General features: G+C 68.3%; 26 protein-coding genes. 13 read left to right on the top strand and 13 right to left on the bottom strand.

The window, feature by feature from the left end; all coding sequences use genetic code 11:
- The first annotated feature begins 1 nt into the window (after window position 1).
- Genes E0H45_RS31075 through E0H45_RS31065 form a run of 3 tightly spaced genes read left to right on the top strand, consistent with a single transcriptional unit; the run spans window position 2 to window position 3,223 of the window.
- On the top strand, window positions 2-1,075 hold the full coding sequence (locus E0H45_RS31075; RefSeq protein WP_131344067.1) for an SIS domain-containing protein: 1,074 nt from the start codon (window positions 2-4) through the stop codon (window positions 1,073-1,075).
- Window positions 1,069-2,235, top strand: a complete 1,167-nt coding sequence (manA, locus tag E0H45_RS31070; protein WP_131344065.1) for a mannose-6-phosphate isomerase, class I — start codon at window positions 1,069-1,071, stop codon at window positions 2,233-2,235. The genes E0H45_RS31075 and manA overlap by 7 nt, the downstream gene beginning before the upstream one ends.
- Window positions 2,236-2,263: 28 nt before the next feature.
- Window positions 2,264-3,223: a cation diffusion facilitator family transporter gene (locus tag E0H45_RS31065; protein ID WP_131344063.1), complete on the top strand. Its 960-nt coding sequence runs from the start codon at window positions 2,264-2,266 to the stop codon at window positions 3,221-3,223.
- A 9-nt stretch (window positions 3,224-3,232) separates the two neighbouring features.
- Here the strand turns inward: E0H45_RS31065 and E0H45_RS31060 are convergent, their stop codons facing one another.
- Both E0H45_RS31060 and E0H45_RS31055 read right to left on the bottom strand, forming a co-directional pair.
- Window positions 3,233-4,174 (bottom strand): acyl-CoA desaturase, encoded by a 942-nt coding sequence (locus E0H45_RS31060; RefSeq protein WP_131344062.1) that lies wholly within the window; start codon window positions 4,172-4,174, stop codon window positions 3,233-3,235.
- 133 nt (window positions 4,175-4,307) lie between these two features.
- On the bottom strand, window positions 4,308-4,667 hold the full coding sequence (locus E0H45_RS31055; RefSeq protein ID WP_130382469.1) for a MerR family transcriptional regulator: 360 nt from the start codon (window positions 4,665-4,667) through the stop codon (window positions 4,308-4,310).
- 110 nt (window positions 4,668-4,777) lie between these two features.
- On the opposite strand from E0H45_RS31055, the gene ahcY reads away from it, so the two are divergent.
- Window positions 4,778-6,214: an adenosylhomocysteinase gene (ahcY, locus tag E0H45_RS31050; RefSeq protein ID WP_131344060.1), complete on the top strand. Its 1,437-nt coding sequence runs from the start codon at window positions 4,778-4,780 to the stop codon at window positions 6,212-6,214.
- A gap of 93 nt (window positions 6,215-6,307) precedes the next feature.
- Here ahcY and E0H45_RS31045 read toward each other — a convergent pair whose 3' ends face one another.
- Window positions 6,308-7,348: an RDD family protein gene (locus tag E0H45_RS31045; protein WP_238155428.1), complete on the bottom strand. Its 1,041-nt coding sequence runs from the start codon at window positions 7,346-7,348 to the stop codon at window positions 6,308-6,310.
- Window positions 7,349-7,391: 43 nt separating this feature from the next.
- Here E0H45_RS31045 and E0H45_RS31040 point away from each other — a divergent pair, with 43 nt between their 5' ends.
- Window positions 7,392-8,387 (top strand): stage II sporulation protein M, encoded by a 996-nt coding sequence (locus E0H45_RS31040; protein WP_131344058.1) that lies wholly within the window; start codon window positions 7,392-7,394, stop codon window positions 8,385-8,387.
- Window positions 8,388-8,463: 76 nt separating this feature from the next.
- On the opposite strand, the gene E0H45_RS31035 is transcribed toward E0H45_RS31040, so the two are convergent.
- The 4 genes from E0H45_RS31035 to E0H45_RS31020 all read right to left on the bottom strand — a co-directional run bounded on the left by E0H45_RS31035 (window position 8,464) and on the right by E0H45_RS31020 (window position 13,317).
- Window positions 8,464-10,050 (bottom strand): ABC transporter permease, encoded by a 1,587-nt coding sequence (locus E0H45_RS31035; protein WP_131344056.1) that lies wholly within the window; start codon window positions 10,048-10,050, stop codon window positions 8,464-8,466.
- Window positions 10,047-10,943 (bottom strand): ABC transporter ATP-binding protein, encoded by an 897-nt coding sequence (locus E0H45_RS31030; protein ID WP_131344054.1) that lies wholly within the window; start codon window positions 10,941-10,943, stop codon window positions 10,047-10,049. The genes E0H45_RS31035 and E0H45_RS31030 overlap by 4 nt, the downstream gene beginning before the upstream one ends.
- A gap of 2 nt (window positions 10,944-10,945) precedes the next feature.
- Window positions 10,946-11,548, bottom strand: coding sequence for a TetR/AcrR family transcriptional regulator (locus tag E0H45_RS31025; protein ID WP_131344052.1), 603 nt, complete (start codon window positions 11,546-11,548; stop codon window positions 10,946-10,948).
- 902 nt (window positions 11,549-12,450) lie between these two features.
- Window positions 12,451-13,317, bottom strand: a complete 867-nt coding sequence (locus tag E0H45_RS31020) for an aminoglycoside phosphotransferase family protein (protein ID WP_202872619.1) — start codon at window positions 13,315-13,317, stop codon at window positions 12,451-12,453.
- A 170-nt stretch (window positions 13,318-13,487) separates the two neighbouring features.
- Here E0H45_RS31020 and E0H45_RS31015 point away from each other — a divergent pair, with 170 nt between their 5' ends.
- The 5 genes from E0H45_RS31015 to E0H45_RS30995 all read left to right on the top strand — a co-directional run bounded on the left by E0H45_RS31015 (window position 13,488) and on the right by E0H45_RS30995 (window position 19,203).
- A complete protein-coding gene (locus E0H45_RS31015) occupies window positions 13,488-15,287 on the top strand; it encodes an ABC transporter substrate-binding protein (protein ID WP_131344050.1) in 1,800 nt (599 codons plus the stop codon).
- Window positions 15,288-15,405: 118 nt separating this feature from the next.
- Window positions 15,406-16,425, top strand: coding sequence for an ABC transporter permease (locus E0H45_RS31010; RefSeq protein WP_131344048.1), 1,020 nt, complete (start codon window positions 15,406-15,408; stop codon window positions 16,423-16,425).
- Window positions 16,422-17,309 carry an ABC transporter permease gene (locus tag E0H45_RS31005; protein ID WP_131344046.1) on the top strand — a complete coding sequence of 296 codons (888 nt, stop codon included), beginning with the start codon at window positions 16,422-16,424 and terminating at the stop codon, window positions 17,307-17,309. The genes E0H45_RS31010 and E0H45_RS31005 overlap by 4 nt, the downstream gene beginning before the upstream one ends.
- Window positions 17,302-18,246: an ABC transporter ATP-binding protein gene (locus E0H45_RS31000; protein ID WP_238155426.1), complete on the top strand. Its 945-nt coding sequence runs from the start codon at window positions 17,302-17,304 to the stop codon at window positions 18,244-18,246. The genes E0H45_RS31005 and E0H45_RS31000 overlap by 8 nt, the downstream gene beginning before the upstream one ends.
- Before the next feature lie 3 nt (window positions 18,247-18,249).
- Entirely contained in the window at window positions 18,250-19,203 is a 954-nt protein-coding gene (locus E0H45_RS30995; RefSeq protein ID WP_131344042.1) for an ABC transporter ATP-binding protein, read from the top strand.
- Window positions 19,204-19,246: 43 nt separating this feature from the next.
- Here E0H45_RS30995 and E0H45_RS30990 read toward each other — a convergent pair whose 3' ends face one another.
- Window positions 19,247-19,498 (bottom strand): amphi-Trp domain-containing protein, encoded by a 252-nt coding sequence (locus tag E0H45_RS30990; RefSeq protein WP_131344041.1) that lies wholly within the window; start codon window positions 19,496-19,498, stop codon window positions 19,247-19,249.
- 72 nt (window positions 19,499-19,570) lie between these two features.
- On the opposite strand from E0H45_RS30990, the gene E0H45_RS30985 reads away from it, so the two are divergent.
- From E0H45_RS30985 to E0H45_RS30975, 3 genes are read left to right on the top strand one after another with little or no spacing between them, the layout of a single operon-like run.
- Entirely contained in the window at window positions 19,571-19,930 is a 360-nt protein-coding gene (locus tag E0H45_RS30985) for an ArsR/SmtB family transcription factor (RefSeq protein ID WP_131344039.1), read from the top strand.
- Window positions 19,923-20,726, top strand: coding sequence for a VOC family protein (locus E0H45_RS30980; RefSeq protein WP_131344037.1), 804 nt, complete (start codon window positions 19,923-19,925; stop codon window positions 20,724-20,726). Before E0H45_RS30985 ends, E0H45_RS30980 begins: the two co-directional genes overlap by 8 nt.
- On the top strand, window positions 20,723-21,418 hold the full coding sequence (locus E0H45_RS30975) for a phosphotransferase (RefSeq protein ID WP_131344035.1): 696 nt from the start codon (window positions 20,723-20,725) through the stop codon (window positions 21,416-21,418). Before E0H45_RS30980 ends, E0H45_RS30975 begins: the two co-directional genes overlap by 4 nt.
- Here the strand turns inward: E0H45_RS30975 and E0H45_RS30970 are convergent.
- From E0H45_RS30970 to E0H45_RS30950, 5 genes are read right to left on the bottom strand one after another with little or no spacing between them, the layout of a single operon-like run.
- Window positions 21,415-22,662, bottom strand: a complete 1,248-nt coding sequence (locus E0H45_RS30970; protein ID WP_238155425.1) for a DUF58 domain-containing protein — start codon at window positions 22,660-22,662, stop codon at window positions 21,415-21,417. The genes E0H45_RS30975 and E0H45_RS30970 overlap by 4 nt on opposite strands.
- A 44-nt stretch (window positions 22,663-22,706) precedes the next feature.
- Window positions 22,707-23,678 (bottom strand): AAA family ATPase, encoded by a 972-nt coding sequence (locus tag E0H45_RS30965; RefSeq protein WP_131344031.1) that lies wholly within the window; start codon window positions 23,676-23,678, stop codon window positions 22,707-22,709.
- Window positions 23,675-24,817: a DUF4350 domain-containing protein gene (locus E0H45_RS30960; RefSeq protein WP_131344029.1), complete on the bottom strand. Its 1,143-nt coding sequence runs from the start codon at window positions 24,815-24,817 to the stop codon at window positions 23,675-23,677. The genes E0H45_RS30965 and E0H45_RS30960 overlap by 4 nt, the downstream gene beginning before the upstream one ends.
- Complete coding sequence (locus E0H45_RS30955; protein ID WP_238155423.1) at window positions 24,814-25,443, bottom strand: DUF4129 domain-containing protein; 630 nt, start codon at window positions 25,441-25,443, stop codon at window positions 24,814-24,816. Before E0H45_RS30955 ends, E0H45_RS30960 begins: the two co-directional genes overlap by 4 nt.
- The gene (locus E0H45_RS30950) at window positions 25,440-26,459 is read right to left on the bottom strand and encodes a hypothetical protein (protein WP_238155422.1); all 1,020 of its coding nucleotides are present in this window, start codon (window positions 26,457-26,459) and stop codon (window positions 25,440-25,442) included. The genes E0H45_RS30955 and E0H45_RS30950 overlap by 4 nt, the downstream gene beginning before the upstream one ends.
- Window positions 26,460-26,703 lie beyond the last annotated feature (244 nt).

The raw sequence follows: 26,703 nt of genomic DNA, 5'->3' as shown, positions 1-26,703 counted from the left end.
GATGAGCGTCTTCGACGACACCCGGCTGGACGACCCGGCCGCACTTCAGGCGGCGGACCACCTGCTGCGCCGGCTGGCGATGGCCGGCGCCCGGGTCCGCGCCGAACTGGAAGCGGCCGAGGACGTGCTGGCCAAGGTGGAGTCCGACGGCTTCCGCCCCCGCGCAGTGGTGGCGGCCGGCCTGGACGCCCGGCTGGTCCGGGCGGTGCTGGAGCCGGTCTGCCCGGTTCCGTTCCTCGCCTGGCCCGGTCCGGGCCTGCCCGGCTGGGCAGGTCCGCTCGACCTGGTCGTCGTACTCGCCGGCGCTTCCGAGGACCTCGACGCGGTCTCGGCTGCCGGCGAAGCGGTACGGCGGGGTTGCGGGCTGATGGTGGCCGCGCCGGAGGACTCACCTGTGGCGATCGCCTCGGCCGGTCTGCGGCACGCGATCCGGCTGCCGTCCCAGTCCGACGACCAGTTGGCGTCCGCGGTCGCCGTACTGCAGGCACTGCACCAGATGGACCTGGGGCCGGAGGTGGATCACAAGGCCGTCGCGTCGATGCTGGACGAGGTAGCGATCGAGTGCTCGCCCAACACGGACGTGGCCTCCAACCCGGCCAAGGACCTCGCGCTGGTGCTCGCGGACGCATTGCCGCTGGTGTGGGGTGGCTCGGTGCTCGCAGCGCGGGCAGCGCGGCGTGTGGTCGAGGCGTTGCGGCTGGCGAGCGGTCGGCCCGCTCTGGCCGCTGACGCGGGCCACCTGCTGCCGGTGCTCAACCAGCCGCCGCGGGACCTGTTCGCGGACCCGTTCGACAAGGCGGAGGAGCTGCGGCCGGCGCTGATCATCCTGGACGACGGCGTGGAGGACTCGGGTGTCGCCGAGAACCGCCGCAAGCTGGAGGAGAAGGCGCAGGCGCACGACGTCCGCGTCCACACGGTGACGCAGGCAAACGGCACGGACATCGCCCGGTACGCCGCCCTGACCCAGCACGGCCGGTACGCCGCGGCGTACCTCGGGATCGGTCTCGGCCGCTACGGTACGGCGACCGACGATCCGGTCGAGCCAGGGATGCCCTCGGAGGACCCAGCGTGGTAGTCCCGCTCCAGAACACCATTCGCGACTACGCGTGGGGTTCGCCGACCGCCCTCCCCGAACTGCTCGGGGTGCAGCCGGACGGCGAGCCGCAGGCCGAGATGTGGATGGGCGCCCACGAGTCCGCGCCCTCGGTGCTGCCGAACGGTGACACCTTGTACGACGTGGTGTCCGCCGACCCGGCCGCGGTGCTGGGCGCGGAGACGGCCGAGCGGTTCGAGGGCCGGTTCCCGTTCCTCGCGAAGCTGCTCGCGGCCGCGCAGCCGTTGTCGATCCAGGCGCACCCGTCCCGGGACCAGGCGATCGACGGGTACCAGCGGGACGAGGCGGACGGGATCCCCCTGGATGCCGCGGACCGGAACTACAAGGACGCCTGGCCGAAGCCGGAGATCCTGATCGCGCTCGAGCCGTTCGACGCACTGGTCGGTTTCCGGCCGCTGGAGAGCACGGTCGCGCTGCTGGACTCCTTGGGAGCCGCCGGCTTCGGCGAGCTGACGGACCTGCTGCGGAACGGCAAGCTGCGCGAGGCGTTCACCGATTTCATGAGCCGTGACCGGGACGCGATCCGTCCGCTGGTCGCTGCCCTGGGTTTCGCGATCGACACCTATACCGGTGACGCGTTCGCGATGGAGCGCGAGACCATGTCCCGGCTGTGTGCGGATTTCCCGGACGATCCCGGCGTACTCGCGGCCCTGCTGCTGAACCGGGTGCGGTTGCAGCGGTTCGACGCGGTGTACCTGCCGGCCGGGAACGTGCACGCGTACCTGCGGGGGCTCGGGTTCGAGGTGATGGCCAACTCGGACAACGTGCTGCGAGGTGGGCTGACGAGCAAGCACGTCGACGTACCGGAGTTGGTTTCGGTGGTGGACTTCGAGCCGCTCGCCGATCCGGTGCTCACCGCGACCACGGTCGGCGACGGCGTCGCGGCGTACGAGACGGGCTGCGAGTACTTCGCTGTGCACCGTGTCGATCTGGCGTCCGACGAACGCACGCTGGACGGTGCCGGGCCGCGGATCGTCTGCTGCGTCGACGGGACGGTCGATGCTGTCGGCAAAGAATCTGCTGTGAAGTTGTCCGCAGGGCAATCAGCGTTCGCCTCGGGAACCGAAGGACCCTGTACCCTGCGTGGTTCCGGCACGGCGTTCGTCGTGTCCGCACGCTGAAACTCTTTTCCGGAGGATTCGAACAACCATGGCTGGTGGCGGGAACAAGGCCGTTGTCGCGGCTTTGCTGGCGAACACCGGGATCGCGATCACCAAGTTCGCCGCCTGGGCGCTGACCCAGTCGGCGTCGATGCTGGCCGAGGCGATCCACTCGCTCGCCGACGCGGGCAACCAGGTGCTGCTGCTGGTCGGCGGCCAGCGGGCCAAGCGGGCGGCCGACGAGCTGCACCAGTTCGGGTTCGGCCGGGAGCGGTACGTCTACTCGTTCATCGTGTCGATCGTGCTGTTCAGCGTGGGTGGTCTGTTCGCGCTCTACGAGGGCTACCACAAGGTGCACGACCCGCACGGCATCGACCACTGGAAGTGGGTCCCGGTCGTCGTGCTGGTGGTCGCGATCGTGATGGAGAGCCTGTCGTTCCGGACCGCGATCGTCGAGGCGAACAAGGTGCGCGGGCAGGTGCGCTGGGTGCGGTTCGTCCGGAACGCGCGGGCCCCGGAGCTGCCGGTCATCCTGCTGGAGGACTTCGCGGCGCTCACCGGTCTGGTGCTGGCGCTGATCGGCGTCGCACTGACGCTTGCCACCGGCAACGGTGTGTTCGACGGCCTGGGTTCGATGGCGATCGGCGTGCTGCTGGTGGCCGTGGCGATCTTCCTGGCGATCGAGATGAAGTCGCTGCTGCTGGGTGAGTCCGCGACCCGCGAGGCGCAGCAGAAGATCGTCGCCGCGATCGAGAACACCGCCGGCGTGCAGCGCCTGATCCACATCAAGACCCTGCACCTCGGCCCCGAGGAGGTCCTGGTCGCCGCGAAGCTCGGCGTCGAGCCGACCACCGACGCGGCCGTCGTCGCCGAGATCATCGACGCGGCCGAACGCGCGATCCGCGAGGTCGAGCCGATGAGCAAGCACATCTACCTCGAGCCCGACGTCTTCCAGGAGAACTACGTCCCCGACGAGCGTCCCGCCGTACCGGAAGCGCCCTCGCACTGACACCGACTGTCAGGGTGCTGCGGCACGTTTCCTCTCGAGGCGGTCCTGGTCGGGCCATCTGACGTCGTACGCCCAGCCGAGCTGTTCGAATCGCCTGATGATCCAGGCATTCACGTCGATCTGTCCCTTGAGTACGCCGTGGCGTGCGCAGGTCGGGTCGGCGTGGTGCAGGTTGTGCCATGACTCGCCCTGGCTGAGGATGGCAAGCCACCAGACGTTGCCCGACCGGTCGCGGGCGTCGAACGGTTTCTTGCCGGTGACGTGACAGATCGAGTTGATCGAGAACGTGACGTGGTGCATCAGCGCGACGCGGACCAGCGTGCCCCAGAAGAATCCGGTCGCGGCGCCGTGCCACGACCTGTCCCACAGCCCGCCGATGATCGCGGGTGCCAGCAGGGAGACCGCGGCGAGGCTCCGGAACTGTCGCGAGATCGCGGCCAGGTCGCGGTCGCGCAGGAGGTCCGGTGCGTAGTGCTTGGGGTCGGCGCGATCCGAACCCCAGAGCACCCACCCGGCATGGGCGAAGATGAATCCCTTGGTCACCGCCCAGGCCGAGGTGCCGTAGCGCCAGGGCGAGTGCGGATCTCCCTCGCGGTCGGAGAACTTGTGATGCTTGCGGTGGTCGGCCACCCAGCGGATGGCAGGCCCCTCGAGAGCCAGGCTGCCGGCGATCGCGAGTGCGATCTTGAGACCACGCTTGGTCTTGAAGGCACCGTGGGTGAGGCAGCGGTGGTAGCCGGCGCCGATGCCGGTGGTGGTGATCACGTAGAACACGACCAGCAGAACGATGTCGTGCCAGCCGATCCATCCGCCCCAGGCGAAGAACATCCCCGGCACCAGCGCGAGAGTGGGCACGACGATGAACACCCAGATGAGCCCGCGCTCGAGCCGTCCGCCGACGGCTTGGAACTCGCCGGGCGCCGCATTGTCAGGAACTGCCGCTGTAGCCATGATCGACACCCCGCAAGTACTCCGTCGGCGTGCGCCGGGGGCTGGGGCAGCACCGCTCCGGATCTGGCGGAGCGTGACACTTCGGTACCCAATCTACGCCCGTGGAACCAGGTAAGCAGGCCGGCCTCGGAGGTCAGCGGGGTTTGGGTGGGAGTACGCCGGAACGTCCCAGCCATCTGAGCGCGCGGTCGCGGTCGATCTGCGCCTGGGTGGGTGGGGCGGTGAGGCGGCCGGTGCGGTACCCGAGGTTGCGGATGTCCGCGGCCACGGACGGTTCGGCGAGCGCTCTCAGTGCGAAGGCGAGCGCGGCCGGTGTCACGTCATACCGGCGTTCGAGGTCGAGCGCCAGCTGGACGGCGGCCAGGTCGCGTTCGTCGTACTGGCGCTGCGCCGTGTGTTCGGAACGGGAGCGGGGGAGCAGCCCGAGTGCCTCCCGGTAGCGCAGCATGCGCGGAGTGGTACCCAGCTGGCGAGCGGCCTCGGTGATGCGCATAGCATCAATCTTGACATTTCGGTGTCAAAAATGCGCCTGGAGCGATCAAACCGCGTGGCTCGGCCCTCTAGGCTCAGGTCGGTATCAATCACAGTCTTCAGGGGAGCGGCATGACCTTCGACTACAAGGTGGCGGACCTCGGCCTCGCCGAGTTCGGGCGCAAGGAGATCCGGCTGGCCGAGCACGAGATGCCCGGCCTGATGGCGATGCGCGCGCAGTACGGCGAGAGCAAGCCGCTGGCCGGCGCCCGGATCATGGGCTCGTTGCACATGACGATCCAGACCGCGGTGCTGATCGAGACGCTGACGGCGCTCGGTGCCGAGGTGCGCTGGGTCTCGTGCAACATCTTCTCCACGCAGGACCACGCCGCCGCCGCGGTCGTCGTCGGCCAGGACGGTTCCGCCGAGAACCCCGCCGGCGTGCCGGTGTTCGCCTGGAAGGGCGAGACGCTGGAGGAGTACTGGTGGTGCACCGAGCAGGCGCTGAAGTGGCCGGGCGACGAGGGTCCGAACATGATCCTCGACGACGGCGGTGACGCCACGATGCTCGTGCACAAGGGCACCGAGTTCGAGAAGGCGGGCGCCGTACCGGACCCGTCGACCGCGGACTCCGAGGAGTACGCCGTCGTCCTCAAGCTGCTGACCCGCACGCTGCAGGAGGACCCGCAGCTGTGGACCACGGTCGGTCAGGGCATCAAGGGTGTCACCGAGGAGACCACCACCGGCGTGCACCGGCTGTACGAGATGCACAAGGCCGGCGCGCTGCTGTTCCCGGCGATCAACGTCAACGACTCGGTCACAAAGTCGAAGTTCGACAACAAGTACGGCTGCCGGCACTCGCTGATCGACGGCATCAACCGCGCCACCGACGTACTGATCGGCGGCAAGGTCGCGGTCGTCTGCGGCTACGGCGACGTCGGCAAGGGCTGCGCCGAGTCGCTGCGCGGCCAGGGCGCCCGGGTGATCGTGACCGAGATCGACCCGATCTGCGCGCTGCAGGCGGCGATGGACGGGTACCAGGTGACGACCCTGGACGACATCGTCGGGATCGCCGACATCTTCGTCACCACGACCGGCAACAAGGACGTCATCACCGCCGACCACATGGCGGCGATGAAGCACCAGGCGATCGTCGGCAACATCGGCCACTTCGACAACGAGATCGACATGGCCGGGCTGTACAAGACCGCCGGTGTCGAGCGGGTCAACATCAAGCCGCAGGTCGACGAGTTCCGGTTCCCGGACGGCCACACGATCATCGTCCTGTCCGAGGGCCGGCTGCTGAACCTGGGCAACGCCACCGGGCACCCGTCGTTCGTGATGTCGAACTCGTTCACCAACCAGGTGCTGGCGCAGATCGAGCTGTTCGTGAAGACCGCCGACTACCCGACCGAGGTGTACGTGCTGCCGAAGCACCTCGACGAGATGGTCGCCCGCCTCCACCTCGACGCCCTCGGCGTCAAGCTTACGGAACTGACCAAGGAGCAGTCGGCGTACTTGGGCGTTCCTGTTGAGGGACCGTACAAGGCCGAGGCCTACCGCTACTGAGCGCAGGCAAAACCCCCTCCGAACGGCCGGAAACGGCCCTTCGGAGGGGGTTTCGCATGCCTGCAGATTCAGTCGCCGAGGATGTCCCGGCGGTCAGGACCACTCGCTTGATTCGTTGCTGCCTGGGGCGGCCCAGCCTTGGGCGTTGACTGTTGCGGGGCGGGTTGCTGACGGTGGTGCGGGCGGGGCGAACGGGCCCGGGGCGGGCGGGGGTGGGAGGACGCCGTACGGGCTTGGCGGGGCGAACGGGCCGGCGGGAATCGCGTACGACGGGGTGCCTGCGGGTGTCGGCAGGGACAGCGCGGGGACGGCGTACGGGTTGGGGGCGAAGGGGCCGGTTTGGGTGGGGCGTTGGGTGGAGAGGCGCTGGAGTTCGCGGCGGCGGCGTTCGGCGAGGACTGCGGAGAGGTAGGCGGGCGCGATGATCTGGGTCGGCGGTGCGGGGGCGATGACAGCGGCTACGCGGGCGGCCAGCGCCTCGCCGAGGGCGTGTTGCGGGCCGGGGAGGAGCTCGGCGTACCGGGCCAGGTAGTCGCGAGCCGCGTTGGCCAGCTCGTCGGACAGCCGTGACAGTTCGAGCGATTGCGCCCACTGGACCAGGTGGCCGGGGACGAACAGCGGCGGCGACGCCATCGATTGGTGCCGCTCGCGAATGACGACCGTACCGGCGACCATGTCCCCGATCCGCTTGCCCTGCTTGTTCATCAGGCTCGCCACGATCCCGGGGCAGGCCGCGAACCACGGCGCGAAGTCGACGAAGACCCACATCAGCGTCCGCACCAGCGCGTGCCGGAACCGGATCGAGCTGCCGTCGTCGCGCACCACCTTCAGCCCGAGCACCATCTTGCCCAGCGTCCGCCCCCGGGTGAGCGTCTCCATCACGACCCGGTAGCCGACCACCACGAGCAGTACGACGATGAAGATCAGCGCGACCGCCAGCGCCTCACTGGCCTCGCTCCCGAACAGGAATCCGGCCAGCAGCGCGATCAGTACGGTCAGGACGATGCCCTGCAGTGCCATGTCGATCGCACAGGCCAGCGCCCGCGTCGGCATCCGGGCGATCCGCACCTGGAGGACGACCGCTTCGCCGGTGACCAGCTGCGACACTTCGTCGCCCCCCTCCTCGATAGACACTCGGTCCGGTTAGTCTGCCATCAGTCGGGTGGAGGAGGTGGCGGTGGACGTAGAAGCGTTTGTCTCGGTGCACCAGCCGCAGTGGGACCGCCTGGCCCACCTGACCCGTCGCCAGCGCCGCCTGTCCGGTGCGGAGGCCGAAGAGCTTGTAGTGCTCTACCAGCGTGTCGGCACCCACCTGGCCGCGCTGCGAGCAGCCGGAGCGGATCCGGTGTCGATCGGTCGCCTGTCCGGGCTGATCGCCGACGCCCGTGGTGCCGTGACAGGTGCACAGGCGCCCGTCTGGCGTGACATCTCGAAGTACTTCCTGGTCAGCTTCCCGGCCGCGCTCTACGCGTCCAGACGCTGGTGGGTCACCATCGGTCTGCTCTTCTACCTGGTCGCGGCCTGGGCCGCCTGGCGGGTGCTGGCGCACCCGGAGGTGGTGGACTCGATCGCTACGCCGGACCAGATCAAGCAGCTCGTCGAGCACGACTTCGAGGCGTACTACTCGGAGAACCCCGCACAGGACTTCGCACTCCGTGTCTGGATCAACAACGCGACGATCAGTGCCGCCGTACTGGCGCTCGGCATCCTGCTGATCCCGTCCGTGTTCATCCTCTGGGACAACGCGCTCAACCTCGGCCTCAGCGCGGGGCTGATGATCAGCCACGACAAGGGCGGTCTGTTCTTCAGCCTGATCACCCCGCACGGTCTGCTCGAGCTGACCGCGGTGTTCATCGCGACCGCAGCCGGCCTGCGGCTCGGTTGGTCGTGGGTCGTCCCGGGGCCGCGGACCCGCATGCAGTCCGTCGCCCAGACCGGCCGCGCCACCGTCGGGATGGCGATCGGCCTCGCCGCGGTCCTCCTCGTCACCGGCCTGATCGAAGCCTTCGTCACACCGTTCCTGCCCGGCCCGGTCCGGATCACCATCGGCATCCTCGCCGAGCTGGCATTCTTCACCTACGTCTGGACCCTCGGCCGCCGGGCCTACCGTCACGGCGAGTACGGCGACATCGACGAATCGGACCGCGAGGCCACCGCACCCGTCTCCGCCTGACCGTTTTTGCCTGTCCGTGCCGGCGGTCGGGATCGTGACCTCCGGCGCGTACTGCTTCAGCTGGTCACGGAACGCTCTACGCCGGCAGATCCCTCCGGCGCAGGCCGACCAGGCCGGCGAGGCCGATGACGAGCGCGATCGCGAGGAGGACCAGGAACGGAGCGGCTTGTGCCGATCCGCCGGGGAGCGAGGGCAGATGCGTGAACGGCGAGATGTCGCGGATCCAGCCGGCTGTGCTGACCCCGGCGCTTACCAGCCCGATCAGGATGCACACCGTCGGCCCGGCCCAGGACGCCATCGAGGCCTGGGGGAAGAACCCGAAGATCGCGATCGCGATCGCGGCCAGCACCCACACGGCCGGCAACTGGGCGAGCGCCGCACCGATCAGTCGCGGCAGCTGTCCGCCCACATCGCCGATCGCCACGCCGTACGCAAGCCCCTCTGCGACTCCCGCCGCCAGCAGTGCGACGGCCGGCCCCAGCAGGCTGAACACGAGGTGGCTCGCCGCCCACTGCCAACGGCTCGTCGCGGTCGCCAGCACCGGCTCGGCCCGTCCGCTGCTCTCCTCGACCCGCAGCCGCAACGTCGCCTGGACGGCGTACGCCGAGGCGATCAGGCCGACGAGCGTCATCACACCGGCCAGGAACGAGTCGATCAACCCGGCCGCGCCGCCCATCCGCTGGAACATCTCCTGGATGCTCGGGTCGTCGCGCATCATGTCGCCGACACCCTCGGCGACACCGCCGAAAAGCAAGCCCAGCAAGGCGAATCCGACCGTCCACGCGGCGAGCAGGCCGCGGTGCAGACGCCAGGCCAGGGCGAGCGGCGACCCCATGGTGCCGTCCGCGGGCCCGAGCCGATCGGGGAGCAGGCCGGCGCCGACGTCCCGCCGTACGGCGAGTTGGAAGGCGATCGTGATGAGCGCAACGGTCGATGCGAGGATCACGATGCCCAGCCACCAACGGTTGTCGGCGTACGGGCGGATCCGCTGGGCCCAGGCGATCGGGGACAGGTGCGACAACCACGCGAGTGGGCCGTCCGTGTGCGCACTGGTGTCACCGGCGGCCCGTAGTACATAGGCTCCACCGAGTACGCCGATCGCGATGCCGCGTGCTGTCCCGGCACTCGCGGTCAGCTGCGCCGCGACGGCGCCGACGGCCGCGAAGAACCAGCCGGTGCCCGCATAGACGATGCCGATGGCAATCGATCCGGACAGCGGAAGATCTTGGCTGTGCATGCCGAGGGCAAGCAGCACGGCGAGCACGAGGTTCGCGCCGAGGGTCGTGGCGAGGGCCGCCGCGAGCTGCGCGTGCCGCCCGACGACGGTTGCCCCGAGCAACTCGCGCCGCCCGGACTCCTCCTCGACGCGGGTGTGCCGGATCACCGTGAGCAGGCTGATCAGACCGACCATCACCGGTACGAACCCGAGCCGCCAGGTGACGAACTCACCCAGGCTCGGTCCGGAAAGCTCGCCGTACAAGGTGATGAAGCCGACGTTGCTCGCGTACTTGACCCGCGACTCCGGCGTCGGGAACAGGTCGCCGTACTCCTGCACGTAGCTGACCGAGATCGCTACGAGCAGCACGATCCACAACGGCAGTACGACACGGTCGCGGCGCAGAATCAGCCGGATCAGGCCGCCGGTACCCGCCAGCGACTTCATTTCACGGCCTCGGGTTCGTACAGCCGCAGGAACAGTTCCTCCAGCGACGGCGGCTGGCTGACCAGACTCCGTACGCCGATCTCGGTCAGCCGTCGCAGTACCGGGTTGATCTCGTCCGTGTCGACGTCGAAGCGGACGCGGCCGTCGTCGACCTGCAGATCGTGGACGCCGTTCAGCTGGGCCAGACCGTCCATCGGGCCGACGAGCTCGGCCTGGATCGACGTCCGGGTGAGGTGGCGCAGCTCGTTCAGCGTGCCGCTCTCCACGGCGCGGCCGGCCCGGATGATCGTGACCCGATCGCACAGCGCCTCGACCTCGGACAGGATGTGGCTGGACAGCAGCACGGTCCGGCCGTCGCGGTCGCTGATCTCCTGCACGACCTCGCGGAAGATCTCCTCCATCAACGGATCCAGCCCGGAGGTCGGCTCGTCGAGGAGCAGCAGTTCGACGTCGGACGCGAACGCGGCGACCAGCGCGACCTTCTGCCGATTGCCCTTCGAGTACGCGCGTGCCTTCTTCCGCGGATCGAGGTCGAAACGCTCCAGCAGCTCGGCCTTACGTTTCTTGTCCACGCCGCCGCGCATCCGGCCGAGCAGGTCGATCGCCTCGCCGCCGGACAGGTTCGGCCACAGCGTCACGTCGCCCGGCACGTACGCGAGCCGCCGATGCAGCTCGGTCGCGTCGGACCACGGGTCACCGTCCAGGACCCGCGTCGTACCTTCGTCCGCGCGGGTCATTCCGAGCAGAATGCGAATGGTGGTGGTCTTCCCCGCGCCGTTCGGGCCGAGGAACCCGTGCACCTCACCGGTTCGCACCGCGAGGTCGAGACCGTCCAGGGCGTGCGTACGCCCGAACCGCTTGACCAGACCTTCCGTGCTGATCGCAGCCGGCATGATCACTTCTCCTGTTTCCGCATGTTGTCGAGTTGTTCCTGGGTGAGCAGCGGGATCGTGAAGACCTCCATCAAGGCCTGCCCGATCCGGTTGTAGCCAGCCAGGGTGGTGATGTCCTCGCCGAGCGCCTTCGAGACCTGGTCGCGGAACACGAACACGCTCAGCTTGATCGCAGCCAGCGCAGCGGCGTACCCGCGCCGGTCCTTGGGGTTGATGCCGTAACTGGTGGTCCACTCCTCGACCGCGTCGACGCCCTCGAGGAAGAGCGCGGTCGCCGTCTCCGAACCGTCCATCATCGAACGCACGATGTAGAGCTGCAGCGGGAACGCCACCGGGTGCAGCGCCAGCGGATCGAGCCCGGTGAGGTCGTGGTCCTGCGTGAGCTCGGCGCCGATCTGGAGCATCCGCTCCTTCGCATACCGGTCACACGCCTCGCGCAACGACTCCTTCGACCCGAAGTGATGCCGCACCAGCCCCGACGACACCCCCGCCTCGGCCGCGATGTCCCGGATCGAGGCCCCCTCGATCCCACGCTCCCCGAACAACCGGATCGCCGCATCCCGAATCCGCGCCCGAGCCGTCAGATCATCCGCCGGTCGCTCCATCCCAACTCCTCTCCCTACACACAAAAGCAAACTACTACACGATCGTGTAGTCAAGCCCATTCTGGCAACTGGTGGCGCGGAGAGCGGATGTGGCCCGGAGGACGGATGCCGGTGAGCGGGGCGTGGTGAGGGCGGCGTGTGGTGAGGGCGGCGCGTCCGCGCCCGTCGAGGTCCGGGTCGGCGCGGAGCCGCCGAGTGTTGCGCAGGCGGCCGGGTGGTGTTGTGCGACTGGCGGGTTGTGGTGCTGCTGGCGGGTTGCTGCACGCCAGCGGTGAAACAACCCGCCAGCGAACCACCTCGAACGAGTGCGCCGGCCTCCGCCGCCGAACGGGTACAGCTCGTCGGGCATCACGCCGAGTCGTGGCGTTTGGTTGGTCCCCGGGATCGCGAGTCGTGGATCGAGGCGACGTTTGGCCGCCGAAACCCACGACTCGAGGAAGCGCTGTTGATGTGCTTGGGGTGGCGTTGTGGAGGGCGGGGTGTGCCGTTTGGACAGGAGGTGTCGGTTGGCTGGGTAGTGCACCTGTGCGTGATTGTGGTCGTGCGTACGGTGTCTCGCTGGTGCTCTACCCGTCGAGCCGCACACGATCGGCGAACCGGGCGGGCCTGATGGGGCACCGGCGTCCGTGGTGGGTGGAGACAGGACGTGGTGAGTGGGGACGGGAAGCGGTGGGTGGAGACCTGCTATTTCCTGTGCAACGGCACCAGTTCAGATGCCAGGCCCCGCGACCCGCCCGTTCGTCGGGCGCCATCTCCACGTCTCGGCTGCCAATTGTCGAGTACGCCGAAAGCGAGCGCTACTGGTGACATGGCGCCGCCGGCCATGCTGATCGACCATCCGGTCAAGAACCGAACACGTTGCCGGTCAGGTCTTGCCGCTTTCACATGGTCTTCGGTGATTTCTACAGAGCGTCCGCTCGCTTGCTCATCTCGTCGAGGGTTGGCCAGGGAGGGCCCGCGCGTAGCGTGCGCAGGAACTCCTCTCCGAACCACCTCCCGTTCGGGAACTGGTCGCCAATGTCCCAACGCCACGCTGCGACCATCGCGAGCACGAGCTGCCGGCACTCGTCCAGCAGTCCTTGGTCAACGCCCGGGTAGTGCTCGCAGACCGCCTCGGGAACATGGGCGAGATCGAACTCGACGGGTCCGCGACAACACGTCTCGAAGTCGATGAACAACGCGCCGTTCTTCGTATTGAGCACATTGCCTGGATGCGGTTCGCCGTGGAGCAGTTGCTCCGGTGCGCCGCGGTCGTCGATCGCCCGACGCAGGCTTCGGAGCCTGTCGCCGAGGAACACGCGGTCCGCGTCGGGAAGCTCCGGCGAGAGGCTCGGGTTGGCGACGATCTCTTCCGCCTCGGCGATTCGATCCGAGAAGTGTGGACTCGCCATATCGACCTTGCACATGCCGGCGTGCAGTTGCTCGAGCGCCTTGGCGTAGTCGACCGGTGAGACGTGAGGTGTCACGGGCTCGTAGTAGGTCCACAGGGTCACTGCGAATCCATCGCGCGTGTACACGTGCGGGTCCACCCGAGGGTCCAAGGCGGCCACCGGAGATCCGATCTCGGCGAGCCGTTGCGCGAGCTCGATCTCGAACTGTGCAACCTCTTGCCCCACAGGCGCGACCCGGGCAAAGACGTCGCATGGCGTCAGGCGCAGCGCCAGCTTGTTCGAGTTGTGGAGAACGACTGCGTCGTTCGCCGGCAGATCGAGCGATGCGGCGACCGAAGTCGCAACTGCGATCGCACGCGTGACCTCGGGCATCTCCATGGCTTCGTGAGGCTACCTTCGTGCGCCTGTTCTGTCCCTCGTATTTCGGCGGGGCTGCGGTAAGAAGGTTACTTCGGGGTGACAAAGTTTCGTATCTTGTTGACAGGGTGGTGCTTGCTGGTGTGGGTTCTTCCCCAAACACCAACATCAGCTGAAGGTGGGGCGGCCCAATGAGGAAGTTGTTGGCGGTGCTGGCGGCGTTGTGTCTGCTGGCGGCAGTGCCGGGTACGGCGATGGCGGCCGATCCGGCGCCGAAGAAGGTCATCAAGATCGGGGTGACCCAGTCGGTCGACTCGATGAACCCGTTCCTCGCCGTCCGGCTGGTGACGGGGTCGATCCAGCGGATGATCTACGGCTTCCTCACGGTGCCGGACTCGAAGACGCTGCAGCCCAGCCCGGATCTGGCCGAGTCCTGGACGACGTCGCCGGACGGGCTGACCTGGACGTTCAAGATCCGTCAGGCGAAGTGGTCGGACGGGCAGCCGATCACCGCCGACGACGCGGCCTGGACGTTCAACAAGATGATGACCGACGACGGCGCGAAGACGGGCAACGGGCCGGCGGTGGAGAACTTCCAGAGTGTCACCGCGAACGGCCAGGAGCTGACCATCAAGCTCAAGGCCCCGCAGGCGTCGATGCTCGACAACCCGGTGCCGATCATGCCCAAGCACGTCTGGGAGAAGGTCAAGGACATCTCGAAGTACGAGGCCGAGGTGTACCCGACCGTCGGCAGCGGACCGTACGTCGCGGTGGAGCACAAGAAGGACCAGTTCGTCCGGCTGGAGGCGAACCCGGACTACTGGCGCGGGCGTCCGAAGATCGACGAGCTGCAGATCATCTTCTACGACAACCCCGCGGCCTCGATCGTCGGCCTGAAGAAGGGTGACATCGACCTGATCGGCCGGCTGAACCCGCCGGACTTCGAGTCGCTGAAGGGCGACGACAACATCGTCCAGTGGAACACGCAGGGCCGGCGCGCGACGTACCTGCAGATCAACCACGGCGCGACGACCAGTGACGACAAGCCGATCGGCGACGGGCATCCGGCGCTGAAGGACCCGAAGGTGCGGACCGCGCTGCACTACGCGATCGACAAGCAGAAGCTGGTCGACGAGGTCCAGGGCGGGCTGGCGAAACCGGCCGACGGATCGATCATTCCGCCGCTGTACAAGGACTTCTTCTGGGAGGCGGGCGGCGCCGAGAAGGTCACGTTCGACCTCGCGAAGGCGAACAAGATCCTCGACGACGCGGGGTACAAGAAGGGCCCGGACGGCGTCCGGACGATGCCGGACGGGTCGCGGAAACTGCAGTTCCGGTTCAGCATCCACACCGACACCCCGATCGAGGACAAGCTCGCCGAGTACCTGACCGGCTGGTACAAGGAGATCGGCATCACGCTGACCACCAAGCGGCTCGACTCCAGCAAGTTCACCGAGGAGACCGGTACGACGGCACTCTTCGACATCGCGATCAGCGGCTGGTCGGTGAACCCGGACCCGGAGGAGGTGCTCGGTACGCACCTGTGCAGCCGGCGTCCGGGGGCGGACGGCAAGGGCGGCGGCACCGAGTCGTTCTACTGCGACCCGTCGTACGAGAGCTTGTATCTGGAGCAGCAGAAGGAACTCGACCGCGGAAAGCGCGCGGAAACGATCAAGAAAATGGAGGAAAGGCTCTACACCGACGCTCCGGTGATCGCGCTCTACTACCCGAACGACCTCGAGGGCTACCGCAAGGACCGGATCGCCAGCATCACGCCGATCCCGGAGGACAAGGGCCTGCTGTACGGCGGTTCCGGGTACTGGCCGTTCTACACGCTCGAGGCGGTGTCGAAGGACGGCGCGTCGGTCGACGAAGGTGGGTCGAACGGCGGCGTGATCGCGGGCGTCGCGGGCGGAGTCGTCGTACTCGCACTCGCGGGCTTCTTCGTACTGCGTCGCCGCAGCAGCAGCGCCGCCGACGAGCGCGAATGACCACTGTGTCATGGCCGCGCCTCCGGCGCGTCGGGTCATGGGGCTGTAACTCCCGTCCTTCCCTCGTCGCTCCGGTCGCTTCGCTCCCTCCGCTCCTCAGTCCAGGACGGGAGGCCCCATGACCGCTGTAGAAGAGCTGGAGCAGACGCCGGTCCGCCATGGTTTGCTGCGTTACGCGGCGACCAAGGTGGGCGGGGCGTTGCTCAGCATCGCGATGGTGATCGTCGCGACGTTCTTCCTGTTCCGGTTGCTGCCGGGCGACCCGGTCCGGGCGCTCGCGCAGGGCCGGAACATGACTCCGGAGCAGCTGGACCTGGAGCGTGCGCGGCTCGGGTTGGACAAGTCGATTCCCGAGCAGTTCCTGCATTTCGTGGGTCGGACGCTGCGGTTCGACCTCGGGGTCTCGTACGAGTACAAGCGGCCTGTCCTCGACCTGATCGGCGAGCGGATCGGGGCGACGCTGCTGCTCACCGGCACGGCGCTGGTGATCGCGGTGAGCTTCGGCCTCTGGCAGGGCGCACGGGCCGGATGGAAGCCCGGAAGTAGGTTCGACAAGGTGTCAACCGCCATCTCGCTGGTGCTGTGGTCGGTGCCGACGTTCTGGCTCGGGCTGCTGCTGTTGATGGTGTTCGCGGCCGGAATCGGTCCGATTCCGGGGATCTTCCCAACCCGCGGGAGCTCGAGCGTCGACAAGCCGGACGGGTTGGCCGGCGTACTGGATGTCGCGCAGCACATGGTGCTGCCGTGCCTGACGCTGGTCGCGGTCGTCTACGCGCAGTACCTGCTGGTGATGCGGTCGTCCGTGATCGACGAGGTCGGGCAGGACTACGTCACGACGGCGCGGGCGAAGGGTTTGCGCGACGACGACATCCGGCGCAAGCACGCCGTACCGAATGCGCTGCTGCCGACCGTGACGTTGGTGTTCATGCGGATCGGGTTCGTGGTCGGGGGTGCCGTGACGGTCGAGGCGATCTTCAGCTGGCCGGGGCTCGGGCAGCTGTTCTACGAGGCGATCCGGGTGCCGGACTTCACGTTGATGCAGGGGACGTTCCTGCTGATCACGGTGTCGGTGATCCTGATGAACACGTTGGCAGACGTGGTGTACCACGTGCTGGACCCGCGGGTGAGGTCAGCATGAGCAACGTGACCTGGGTACGTCGACGGCGCGCGATCGGAAGGTTCTGGGCGGATTTCCGCACGCATCCTTCCGGCGTCGTCGGATTGGTGATTCTCGCCGTTGCCGTAGTGCTAGCACTGGTAGCGCCGCTCTTCATCGACTCCAGCGTGACGAACGTGGTGAGCGGCACCGGGGCGAAGATGGCGCCGCCGAGTCTCGACGATCCGTTGGGGACGGACGAGTCGGGGCGGTCGGTGTTGCTGATGATCTGGTGGGGGTCCAGGACCTCGCTGCTGATCGGGTTCCTCGCGGCACTGCTGAGCATGGTGATCGGAACCGTGCTCGGGATCGCGGCCGGGCATTTCCGGGGCTGGATCGGTGCGGTGATCCTGCGGGTGACCGACTGGTTCCTGGTGCTCCCGTCGCTGGTCACCGCGCTCGTCCTGGCCGCGATCCTGGGCGGTTCCACTGCGACGATCATCGTCGCGATCGGCGTGACGTCCTGGCCGTCGACCGCTCGGTTGATCCGTGCGCAAACGTTAGCCGTCGAGGCACGCCCGTACATCGAACGTTCCTGGGCTCTCGGCGCCGGTCACTGGCACATCACGACGCGGCACGTGCTGCCGAACGTCGCGCCGTTGCTCTTGGCAAGTACGACGCTCGAGGTGGCGAGCGCGATCGTCACCGAGTCGACGCTGGCGTTCCTCGGGGTGAGCGCGAACAAGACCTCGTGGGGGACGATGCTGCGTGGGTCGTACGACTGGGGTGCGGCGACTGCCGGCGCATGGTGGTACATCCTCTTGCCGGGTCTGTGCATCGTGACGGTGGTGATGGCGTTCACCTTGTGTGGAAGGGCTTTGGAGAGTGTGCTCAATCCCCGGCTGCGGACGCGTGCCCATGCTTGAGCTCGATGAGTTGACCGTGACGTACCGGCTCGAGTCCTCCGATGTGCCCGCCGTACGGGGAGTTTCCCTGGAGCTGGCGGCCGGCGAGGCGCTCGGGCTGGCGGGGGAGTCGGGATCGGGGAAGTCCTCGGTCGCGCTCGCGCTGCTTCGGCTCCTTCCGCGCTCTGCTGTCGTCGGCGGGCGGGTGATGCTGGACGGCGAGGATGTGCTGGCGATGAAGTGGGGCCGGTTGCGCGCCGTGCGGTGGTCATCGGCGTCGATCGTGTTCCAGGGCGCGCAGCACGGTCTGAACCCGGTGCAGCGGATCGGCGACCAGATCGCGGAACCGCTGCTCGTCCACCGGCAGGCGTCGGGCGCGGACGCGTCCAAGCGAGTACGAGAATTGCTGGCACAGGTCGGTCTACCGGCCTGGCGCGCACGGAGCTATCCACACGAGCTGAGTGGTGGCCAACGGCAACGAGTAATGATCGCCATGGCCCTGGCGTGCGAGCCGCAGTTGATCATCGCCGACGAGCCGACGACCGCGCTCGACCTGATGGTGCAGGCGCAGGTGCTGACGCTGATCCGCCAGCTGATCGCGGACCACGGGATCTCGCTGCTGATGATCTCGCACGACCTGTCGGTCCTCGCCGACGTGTGCGACCGGCTGGCCGTGATGTACGCCGGGCGGCTGGTCGAGGTCGGCCCTTCGTCCGGGGAGTTCCGGCACCCGTACAGTCAAGCGCTGGCGGCCGCGTTCCCGACCGTCGGCGATCCTGCGTCCCGGCTCGCCCCGCGCGGGCTGGCCGGCGACCCGCCGGATCCACAACAGTTGCCGGGTGGTTGTGCGTTCCACCCGCGCTGCCCGGTCGCACTCGAGTCCTGTGCGACGTCCGACGTACAACTGCGGGCGTCCGGCACTGACCGGACCGCCGCCTGCGTCCTGGTAGGGGAGTGACTCTTGCTAGAGGCAACTGATCTGCACGTCGAGTTCTCCGGCCGCGGCAGCCGCCGGGCGCGAGCCGTCGACGGCGTGAACCTGTCGGTCGGCGCCGGCGAGATCGTCGCGCTGGTCGGCGAGTCGGGCTGCGGCAAGACCACGCTCGCGCGCACGCTGCTCGGGTTGGAACGTCCCACGTCCGGCAAGATCTCGTACGACGGAACGCCGCTGAGCTACTCCGGCCGCTCGCTGCGGACCTTCCGCCGCCAGGTCCAACTGGTCCTCCAGGACCCGATGGGATCACTGAATCCGCGCCACACCGTCTACGAGGCGGTTGCCGAAGGCCCCCGGATCCACGGCCTGCCCGACGAGGAAGCCGTGGTGTCCTCGGCCCTCGCGCGCGCCGGCCTGAGGCCGCCGGAACGCTTCTTCCAGCGCTATCCGCACGAGCTGAGTGGTGGTCAGCGTCAACGCGTCGTGATCGCCGGCGCGCTCGCGCTCGATCCCAAGGTGCTGATCGCCGACGAGCCTGTCGCGTCCCTCGATGCCTCGGTCCGTGGCGAGATCCTCTCGCTCCTGCTCCGGCTGCGCGACGACCTCGGACTGTCCGCGCTCGTCGTCACACACGACCTCGGCCTGGCGTGGAACATCGCCGACCGGATCGCCGTCATGTACCTCGGCCGCATCGTCGAGTCCGGCCCCACCGAGCATGTCCTGAAGGACCCGCAACACCCTTATACGCAAGCGCTTCTGAGTGTTCTCCCCGAGTCCCCGAACCGCATCGTCCTCACCGGCGAACCCCCGGACCCGACCCGCATCCCCACCGGCTGCCGCTTCCACCCCCGCTGCCAACTGGTGGCCGCAGGCAAAGGCACCGAAGCCTGCACGACCCAACCCCTGCAAGTCCTCCCGGCCACCACGGACCCCCAAGTCTCGTGCCACGTAGCCGACCTGGTGGGTCGGGACAGGAAATAGTGACTGGAGACCTGCTATTGCATGTCTCCAGTCACCACGCCAGTCAGACCTCGGCGTCCTGCTCAGGTTCCTGATCGGCGTCGGCCAGCGCCCAGGTCAGTTGGAACTCGACCTCTTCCTCGTCCTCCCCGCGTTCGTGCTCGACGCTGATCCGCGCGCCCGCCGGCACTGTGAACCGCTCACCGGCGACCTGGATCCGGAACGGCTTGCCCGCCTCCAGCGCGTCCGCCAACCGCCGCAGCTTGGCGGCGAACTCGCTGACCGAGTAGTCCTTCTCGACATCTCTCTCACTCATGCCGCAATCCAATCAGCCACCAGGTTCTTCCACCCATTGACAATAGTTAACAAATAGTAGAACTATTGCGGTATGGCGGAAGATCAGGTGGATCGGTTCTTCGAGGTGTTGGCTGATCCGACGCGGCGGCAGGTTGTGCAGTTGCTGGGTGAAGGACCGCAGCGGGCCGGGCAGCTGGCCGCGGCGACCGGTGCGTCGTCGCCGGCGATGAGCCGGCACCTGCGGATCCTGCTCGAGGCCGGGCTGGTCGCCGACGAGCGCGTCCCGGACGACGCCCGGGTCCGAGTGTTCCGCCTCAACCCCGAGCCCGTCGTTGCGGTCCAGGCCTGGCTCGACCAGGTCCAGGCGCACTGGCGCGACCAGCTGGGCTCCTTCAAACGCCACGCCGAACAGAACCGTCACGCCGAGCAGAAAGGGAAGTCCGATGACTGAACCGTCCGCGACCGCATCGGTCGAGGTTGCCGTTGATCCGGCAACTGCGTTCGAGATCTTCACCGAGGAGATCGATCTGTGGTGGGTGCGCGGCCCGATCAACTTCTTCGACGCCGCCCGCGCCACCGCGATGCAGATCGAGCCCGGCGTCGGCGGCCGCATCCTCGAGGTGTACTCGCCGCCCGACGATGTCCTCGAGCTCGGCAAGATCACCGACTGGACCCCGGGCGCGCTGTTCGCCTATCGCAGTTCGGTCGACGACACCGAGACCCGCATCGACTTTGAGGCGTACGACGGCGGCACCCGCGTGACCGTCGTACAGTCGCTCGTCCCCGGTGGCGAGAAGGCCTTCTACTTCTGGCCGAACGTCATCCATTGGCTCCCGGCCTGGGCCGAACGGCGCGATCACGCAGCACGGACACCGCGCGAGCTGGACCGGCTCGCGATCGCCTTGTACTACGAGGATCCCGCCGCCGCGGCCCGCTGGCTGCACACGGTCTTCGGTCTGGACTCGTGGGACAAGATCCCGGCCGAGGGTACGGACCCGTCCTGGATCGAGCTGCAGGTCGGCGCCCGCGCGATCCTGCTCTTCAAGCTCACGGAGAAGCGCACCGCGCAGCTGGACCACGGTGTCTGGGTGTACGTCGACGATCTCGACGCTCATTTCGCGCACAGTCAGGAGAACGGCGCGAAGATCCTCTCGGACATCCACCAGCACGGGTACCGTTGCTACGAAGCCGAGGACCTGGAGGGCCACGCGTGGACGTTCGCTCAGGCCCGCCCCACGATGGCGTGACCGAGCAGCCGCTCACCGGAGGTCGTCTGACGCCCGGGGTGGTCCGTGTCGCCGACACGGTACGCCGCCCCGGGTCGGATCGCTCCGCGTTCACGGCAGACCTCCTGCGACTCCTGGACGAGCGCGGCTTCACCGCTGTCCCGAAGTACCTGGGCCAGGACGAGACCGGCCGCGACATCCTCACGTACGTGGAGGGTTGGGTGCCGTCCAGGTACCAACGCTGGCCCGACGAACAAGTCGCCGCCGCAGGTGCACTGCTCCGCGCCTTCCACGACGCCACGCGCGACAGTCCGCTCACCGCCGGCCGACCGGTCGTCTGTCACCACGACCCCGCGCCCACGAACTTCGTCTTCACTGACGACCCGCCAGCAGCCCTGATCGACCTCGACCTGGCCGCCCCCGGCGATCCTCTGGAAGACCTCGGGTACGCCGCCTGGACCTGGTGCATCGCGTCCAAACACAACGACCCCGCTCGCCAGGCCCACCAGGTCCGCGTCCTGGCCGACGGCTACGACCTACCTTCGACAAGTCGTCCCGGCCTGATTCCAGCCGTCTTGTCCCGCCTACTCCAGAACGTCGACTTCTGGACCCAGAGACCCTGTCCGGAAGCGGCCGAGCGCATCGCCTGGTCCCACCGCGAGCACGCCTTCACAACCGCCAACCGCGACATTTTCGAGGCGGCGCTGGCCTAGAGCCGGCCGGCCTTCTTCAACGCGAGGTAGGTGTCGGCGAGTGCGGGAGCGATGTGGTCCGGGGGTTCGTCGACGACGGTGACGCCGGCCCGCGTGAGGGTGGCGGTCAGGCGGTCCCGGTCGAGGCGGGTGCGGGCGGCCGAGGCGGCGCCGTACACGTCCAGCAGGTCGCCGCGGGCGGCCTCGAGCTCGGTCAGGCGCGGGTCGGCCACGGATGCCAGCAGTACGACGTGCCGCCGCAGCAGCGGGCCGATGACGGGGAGCAGGGACTCCTCGATCACCGCCGGGTCGAGGCCGGTGAGGAGGACGACGAGGGAGCGTTGGCCCAAACGCTCCAGCACCTGTGACACGACGATGCGGAAGTCGGTCTGCACGAGCTCGGCCTCGACGTTCGCCAGGGCGTTCACGAAGGACGGCAGCACGTCCTCCGGCGCCGGACGCCGTACGTCGGCCCGTACCGCGGAATCGCAAGCCAGCAAGGAGACCCGGTCCCCGGCGCGCGTGGCCAAGGCGGCCAGCAGCAGCGCCGCGTCCATCGCGTGGTCCAGCCGTGGCGCATCCCCGACGCGACCCGCGGACAGCCGTCCGGAGTCGATCACGATCACGACCTGCCGGTCCCGCTCCGGCCGCCAGGTCCGCAGTACGACGTTCCCGCGCCGCGCCGTCGCACGCCAGTCGATGCTCCGTACGTCGTCACCCGGCACGTAGTCCCGCAGCGAGTCGAACTCCGTCCCCTGCCCGCGCACCAGCAACGCAGTACGCCCGTCCAGCTCCCGCAGCCGGGCCAGCCGTGACGGCAAGTGCTTCCGGCTCTTGAACGGCGGCAGCGCCCGCAACGTCCAGGCGACCTGATGCGAGCCCTGGCGCCCCGCGAACCCCAACGGGCCAATAGACCGCACAGTCACCCGGAACGCGTGCCGGTCGCCCCGGCGCGTCGGGACCAGGTGTGTCGTCAGCCGACGCCGCTCGCCCGACGGCAGGTCCAGCTTGTGCGGCGGATCCAGTACGCCGGCAGACGGCGGCCACGCGTCCCGCAGCAACCCGCGCACTCGCCGTCCCGGGTTGGTGATCAACAGGTTCACCGCAGCCTGCTCACCGAGCCGTACGGCGTTGTCGCCTTCCCGACTGAACTGCAGCCGACGCGGCGATCCAGCCAGCAGGATGTCCACCAGACACACCACCAGCACCGCAGCAACGACCACACCGACACCGGCCCACGACGGCATCACCAGAGCGACAAACACCACTCCAGCTGCAGCCAGAATGCCGGCTCGGCCAGTCAGGACCATCAGCGTGGCACCGGCACCGTCGCGAGTACGCTCTCCAGCACCGCGTCCGCGCTGACACCCTCCAGCTCAGCCTCCGGCCGCACCTGTACTCGATGCCGAAGGCAAGGACGCGCCATCGCCTTCACATCGTCCGGGATGACGTAGTCGCGGCCCGACAGCCACGCCCACGCGCGGGAGACCGCCATCAGCGCCGTGGCACCACGAGGGGAGACGCCCAGTTGCAGCGACGGCGACTGGCGTGTGGCTCGGCACAGGTCGACGACGTAGGCCAGAACGTCCTCCCGGACCGCAACCCGGCGTACGGCGTTCTGTCCGGCCAGCAGGTCCTCCGGGCCGGCCACCGGGCGCAACCCAGCAGCCTCCAGGTCCCGCGGATCGAAGCCCTGCGCGTGCCGGGCGAGTACGGCGATCTCCGCGTCGCGTGGCGGGATGTCCAGCGTGACCTTCAGCAGGAACCGGTCCAACTGCGCCTCGGGCAGCGGATACGTGCCCTCGTACTCGATCGGGTTCTGGGTTGCGGCAACGACGAACGGCACCGGCAGCTTGCGCGGCTGGCCGTCCACAGTGACCTGTCGCTCCTCCATTGCCTCCAGCAACGCCGCCTGCGTCTTCGGTGGCGTCCGGTTGATCTCGTCCGCCAGCAGGATGTTCGTGAACACAGGTCCCGGCCGGAACTCGAACTCGCTCGTCTTCGCGTCGTACACCAGCGATCCGGTCACGTCACCCGGCATCAGGTCAGGGGTGAACTGCACGCGCTTGGTGTCCAGCCGCATCGCCGTCGACAGCGCCCGCACCATCAGCGTCTTCGCCGTACCGGGGACGCCCTCCAACAGCACGTGGCCACGGCAGAGCAGGGCGAGTACCAGTGCGGTCACAGCAGTGTCCTGGCCGACCACCGCCTTGCCGATCTCGGTCCGTAGCGCGACCAGAGCCTGCCGGGCCTGGTCCGCGGTGACCTCGGTAGTCGTCACGGGTGTCGTACCTCCTGCGTCAGTACGTCGAGTTCCTGGGACAAGGACATCAGAGCGGCGTCAGTGAGCGGCGGCAGGCCGTAGAGCAGCTCGTACAGCATGGCTGGGTCCCGGCCGGTCCGTGCGGCGACAGTCGCGACCACAGCCGACGGATCGGCCCGTCGCGGGATGCCGTGCGCCTCGTGCAACTGGCCGAGCGCCGACTCGCGCAGTGCCGACGCAGCGCGGTCGCGGGCCCGTGAGCGACGGTAGAGCCGCGCCCTGCCCTCAGTCGTCTCAGCCGCGTGCACGATCACCGGCAGCCGCTCTGCCACCACAGGGCCGAGGCGCCGCCCGCGCCAGATCGCTACCACCAGTACGGCGAACGCCAGCGCCCAGGCGATGTAGCGGACATCAGGTGGGATCAGCTGTGCGCTGCTCTCGCCATCAGAGTCGGGGTAGTCCGACTCCCACTGCGGCAGGTACCAGGTCAGATCCTGGTGCGTGCCGAGCAGGTTGAGCGCCAACGCCGCGTTGCCGTCGTCGGCGAGCCGGGCGTTCATGAACGACCCCGGCGTACCGATCACGTCGACGAGCCGGTCGCCGACCTCCAGCCGGACCACGGTGTTGTTGATGCCGTCGCCGTAACAGGTGGTCGCTCCCTCGGGAGCGGAGTACGTCGGTCCGTTGACGGTGACCGTGCCTGCCTTCACCGCGGCTGGAAGCTCACAGCCGGGCTGGCGGCTGCGGGTGGCCAAAGAGTTGCCGGTCGGCCGCACACCGGGCGCAAGGGCCTCCAGAGCGCGGCTACCGGGCCGGATCAGGATGATATGGCTCCACTGTGCCTGTGCGATCCGCCGCCAGTCTCCGTCGTCCAGCGAGCCGCCTGGGCCGATGAGGAGCGTACTGCCGCCTCCTGCTTGTACGGCGTCGTTCAGCGACTCCGTGCCGTGTACGTCGACGTTGTGGTCCTCCAGCAACGCTGCCAGCGCCCGTGCCCCGGTCGACTCGGTGGAGTCCGGGCTGAACTGTCCTGACGTCCGTGCGGACGTAGCGATCAGAACAACGATCGCTGCCAGCACAACGAAGCCAGTGATGAGGAGCGGTGTCCGCAATGCACGCCAGCTCTCGCCAACGCTCCGCCCAACAGACGTGCTCATGCAGCCACCCGTGCGGTCCGCGCTGCGTCGTCAGCAGCCACAACAACGGCGTACCGCTCCGGAGTTCCCGGGCGGTTGCCGTAGACAACCTCCGTGAACACCAGTGCGGCCGGCTGCAGCGGCTCACGCAGTACGGGCGCCGCTCGCGACGCGTCAGCAACCACTTCGTACGCCGTACGTCCTGCCCGCTCGTCCAGCACGGTCCGCTCGGTCAGCTCCGCTACGCACGCCCGGAAGCGGCTGCGGATCGCCAACGCGAAGTCCCCGGACGCGGCCTCCCGCTCCGCCAGTGCGCGGTACTCCGCGGCGCTGTGCGGCCGGGTGGTGTCGAAAACGGCCTGGGCCTTCGCCCTACGGCTGGTCCGCAGTACGCCGGACCGCCAGAGCACCACAACCACGACAAGGACCAGCAGACTGATCAGCATGGTCAGACCGGCGTGGCCGTTGGGTGAGGAGCCGGTGAGGCTGTTCAGCAGGTCTCCGATCCAGTCCACCACCTTGCCGATGGCCCTCTCGATCAGCGAGCCGGAGTCCCGGTACGCGGACTTGGACAGCTCCTTGGCCGCCTCTTGAGCGGCCTGGTCCCGGTCGATGTCGACGGGCGGCTCCAACGGGAACAGGATCACACCGTCTCCTCGAACCGCAGCGCCGGACGCATCCACAGGTCGAGACCTTCCCGGCGGACCCGGAGGTCGAGGTAGATCAGGGCCTGTACGGCCGACATGAACGCCAGGCTCGCGATCAGCGTCATCAGCGTCGCGATCCCCGCCGCCACGGCGAGCACGATCGTCACCACCACGGCCCCGGTGCTGTCACTCAGATCGGCCCACGAGCCGACGGTGATGATCAGCGCACTGACCCCGAACTGCAGCGCGTAGCCGATGATGTTCACCACCAGCCCGCCGAACAGCAGGATCCCGAACACCCGCCAGAACTTGCCCTTCACCAGCTGCCAGGACCGCCGCAGCGCACCCCAGACTCCCACCCGGACCGGGATGTAGAGCCCGATGTCCGGTGCATGCCGGCCCTCCATCAGCACGACGGTCCCCGCGAGCACCAGCCGGATACCGAAGATCAGCACCAGGATCCCGCCGACGAACATCATCGCCAGCGCCGCAGCCCCGGCCGCCGCGGAGGAGATCGCGGCGTCCGTTCCGGCGCCGATGCCGAGCACTGCGAGTCCCCAGCCGCCGAGCAGCAGCATGAACGACAGCGACTGCACCAGACCGACAGCAGCGAGTGCGGGGAGCGCAGGTCGCACCAGCCGCATCAGCTCGCGTGGACCGGCCCGGTGCGCCAGCTGACTCCGCACCGCGGCCAGCGCGATGATGCCGGCCAGCATGCTCGACACCACCGAGAACAGCACCACTTGTACGCCGTACGTGAGCAAGAGCGCCGCACCGGCCTGCCCGAACGGATCGTCCGCCCCGAAGAACCCACCGAGCCCACCCGGTACGGCGACCTCGGTCAGAACGGCCTGCACCGCGACCAGCGCGATCCCGGCCAGCACCGGCAGGCCCAGCATGATCGTCTTGTTGTCGGAGATGGTCCGGGCGGCGTTGTCGAGCAGATCCGCCGGCAGCCACGGCCGCAGCGGCTCGGTCGCCACGTCGTCGTGCAGGCGCATGTTCTGGTCGGCCACTGCGTACCTCTTCTCCCGGTGAACCGTCGTACCAGCCGGCACGTGAGTTGTGGTGAACCCCGGCCGTGCACCATGATCACAGCCCAACTCGGGGTCATACGGCGATCCGGCGTGTGCAGTACCGGGGGAATGGGACACTATCCGTAGTGCGAACGGTCTGGCACTCGCCGGGCGCACCCCGATCAGACGGCAGTCGGATAGCAATCGGACGGCAAGGAGCAGGGCGTGGCAGACGGTAACCGGG

The organism is Kribbella soli, from assembly GCF_004331345.1.
GTDB classification, from domain to species: Bacteria; Actinomycetota; Actinomycetes; order Propionibacteriales; family Kribbellaceae; genus Kribbella; species Kribbella soli.
Note: the sequence above shows the minus strand (reverse complement) of the source record. Positions and strands in the feature narration are given on the sequence as shown.

Coding starts and splice junctions, on each gene's coding strand:
- E0H45_RS31075 (WP_131344067.1), top strand. CDS start 2: ATGAGCGTCTTCGACGACACCCGGCTGGACGACCCGGCCGCACTTCAG.
- E0H45_RS31065 (WP_131344063.1), top strand. CDS start 2,264: ATGGCTGGTGGCGGGAACAAGGCCGTTGTCGCGGCTTTGCTGGCGAAC.
- E0H45_RS31060 (WP_131344062.1), bottom strand. CDS start 4,174: ATGGCTACAGCGGCAGTTCCTGACAATGCGGCGCCCGGCGAGTTCCAA.
- E0H45_RS31055 (WP_130382469.1), bottom strand. CDS start 4,667: ATGCGCATCACCGAGGCCGCTCGCCAGCTGGGTACCACTCCGCGCATG.
- ahcY (WP_131344060.1), top strand. CDS start 4,778: ATGACCTTCGACTACAAGGTGGCGGACCTCGGCCTCGCCGAGTTCGGG.
- E0H45_RS31035 (WP_131344056.1), bottom strand. CDS start 10,050: ATGAAGTCGCTGGCGGGTACCGGCGGCCTGATCCGGCTGATTCTGCGC.
- E0H45_RS31030 (WP_131344054.1), bottom strand. CDS start 10,943: ATGCCGGCTGCGATCAGCACGGAAGGTCTGGTCAAGCGGTTCGGGCGT.
- E0H45_RS31025 (WP_131344052.1), bottom strand. CDS start 11,548: ATGGAGCGACCGGCGGATGATCTGACGGCTCGGGCGCGGATTCGGGAT.
- E0H45_RS31020 (WP_202872619.1), bottom strand. CDS start 13,317: ATGGAGATGCCCGAGGTCACGCGTGCGATCGCAGTTGCGACTTCGGTC.
- E0H45_RS31015 (WP_131344050.1), top strand. CDS start 13,488: ATGAGGAAGTTGTTGGCGGTGCTGGCGGCGTTGTGTCTGCTGGCGGCA.
- E0H45_RS31010 (WP_131344048.1), top strand. CDS start 15,406: ATGACCGCTGTAGAAGAGCTGGAGCAGACGCCGGTCCGCCATGGTTTG.
- E0H45_RS31005 (WP_131344046.1), top strand. CDS start 16,422: ATGAGCAACGTGACCTGGGTACGTCGACGGCGCGCGATCGGAAGGTTC.
- E0H45_RS31000 (WP_238155426.1), top strand. CDS start 17,302: ATGCTTGAGCTCGATGAGTTGACCGTGACGTACCGGCTCGAGTCCTCC.
- E0H45_RS30990 (WP_131344041.1), bottom strand. CDS start 19,498: ATGAGTGAGAGAGATGTCGAGAAGGACTACTCGGTCAGCGAGTTCGCC.
- E0H45_RS30985 (WP_131344039.1), top strand. CDS start 19,571: ATGGCGGAAGATCAGGTGGATCGGTTCTTCGAGGTGTTGGCTGATCCG.
- E0H45_RS30980 (WP_131344037.1), top strand. CDS start 19,923: ATGACTGAACCGTCCGCGACCGCATCGGTCGAGGTTGCCGTTGATCCG.
- E0H45_RS30960 (WP_131344029.1), bottom strand. CDS start 24,817: ATGAGCACGTCTGTTGGGCGGAGCGTTGGCGAGAGCTGGCGTGCATTG.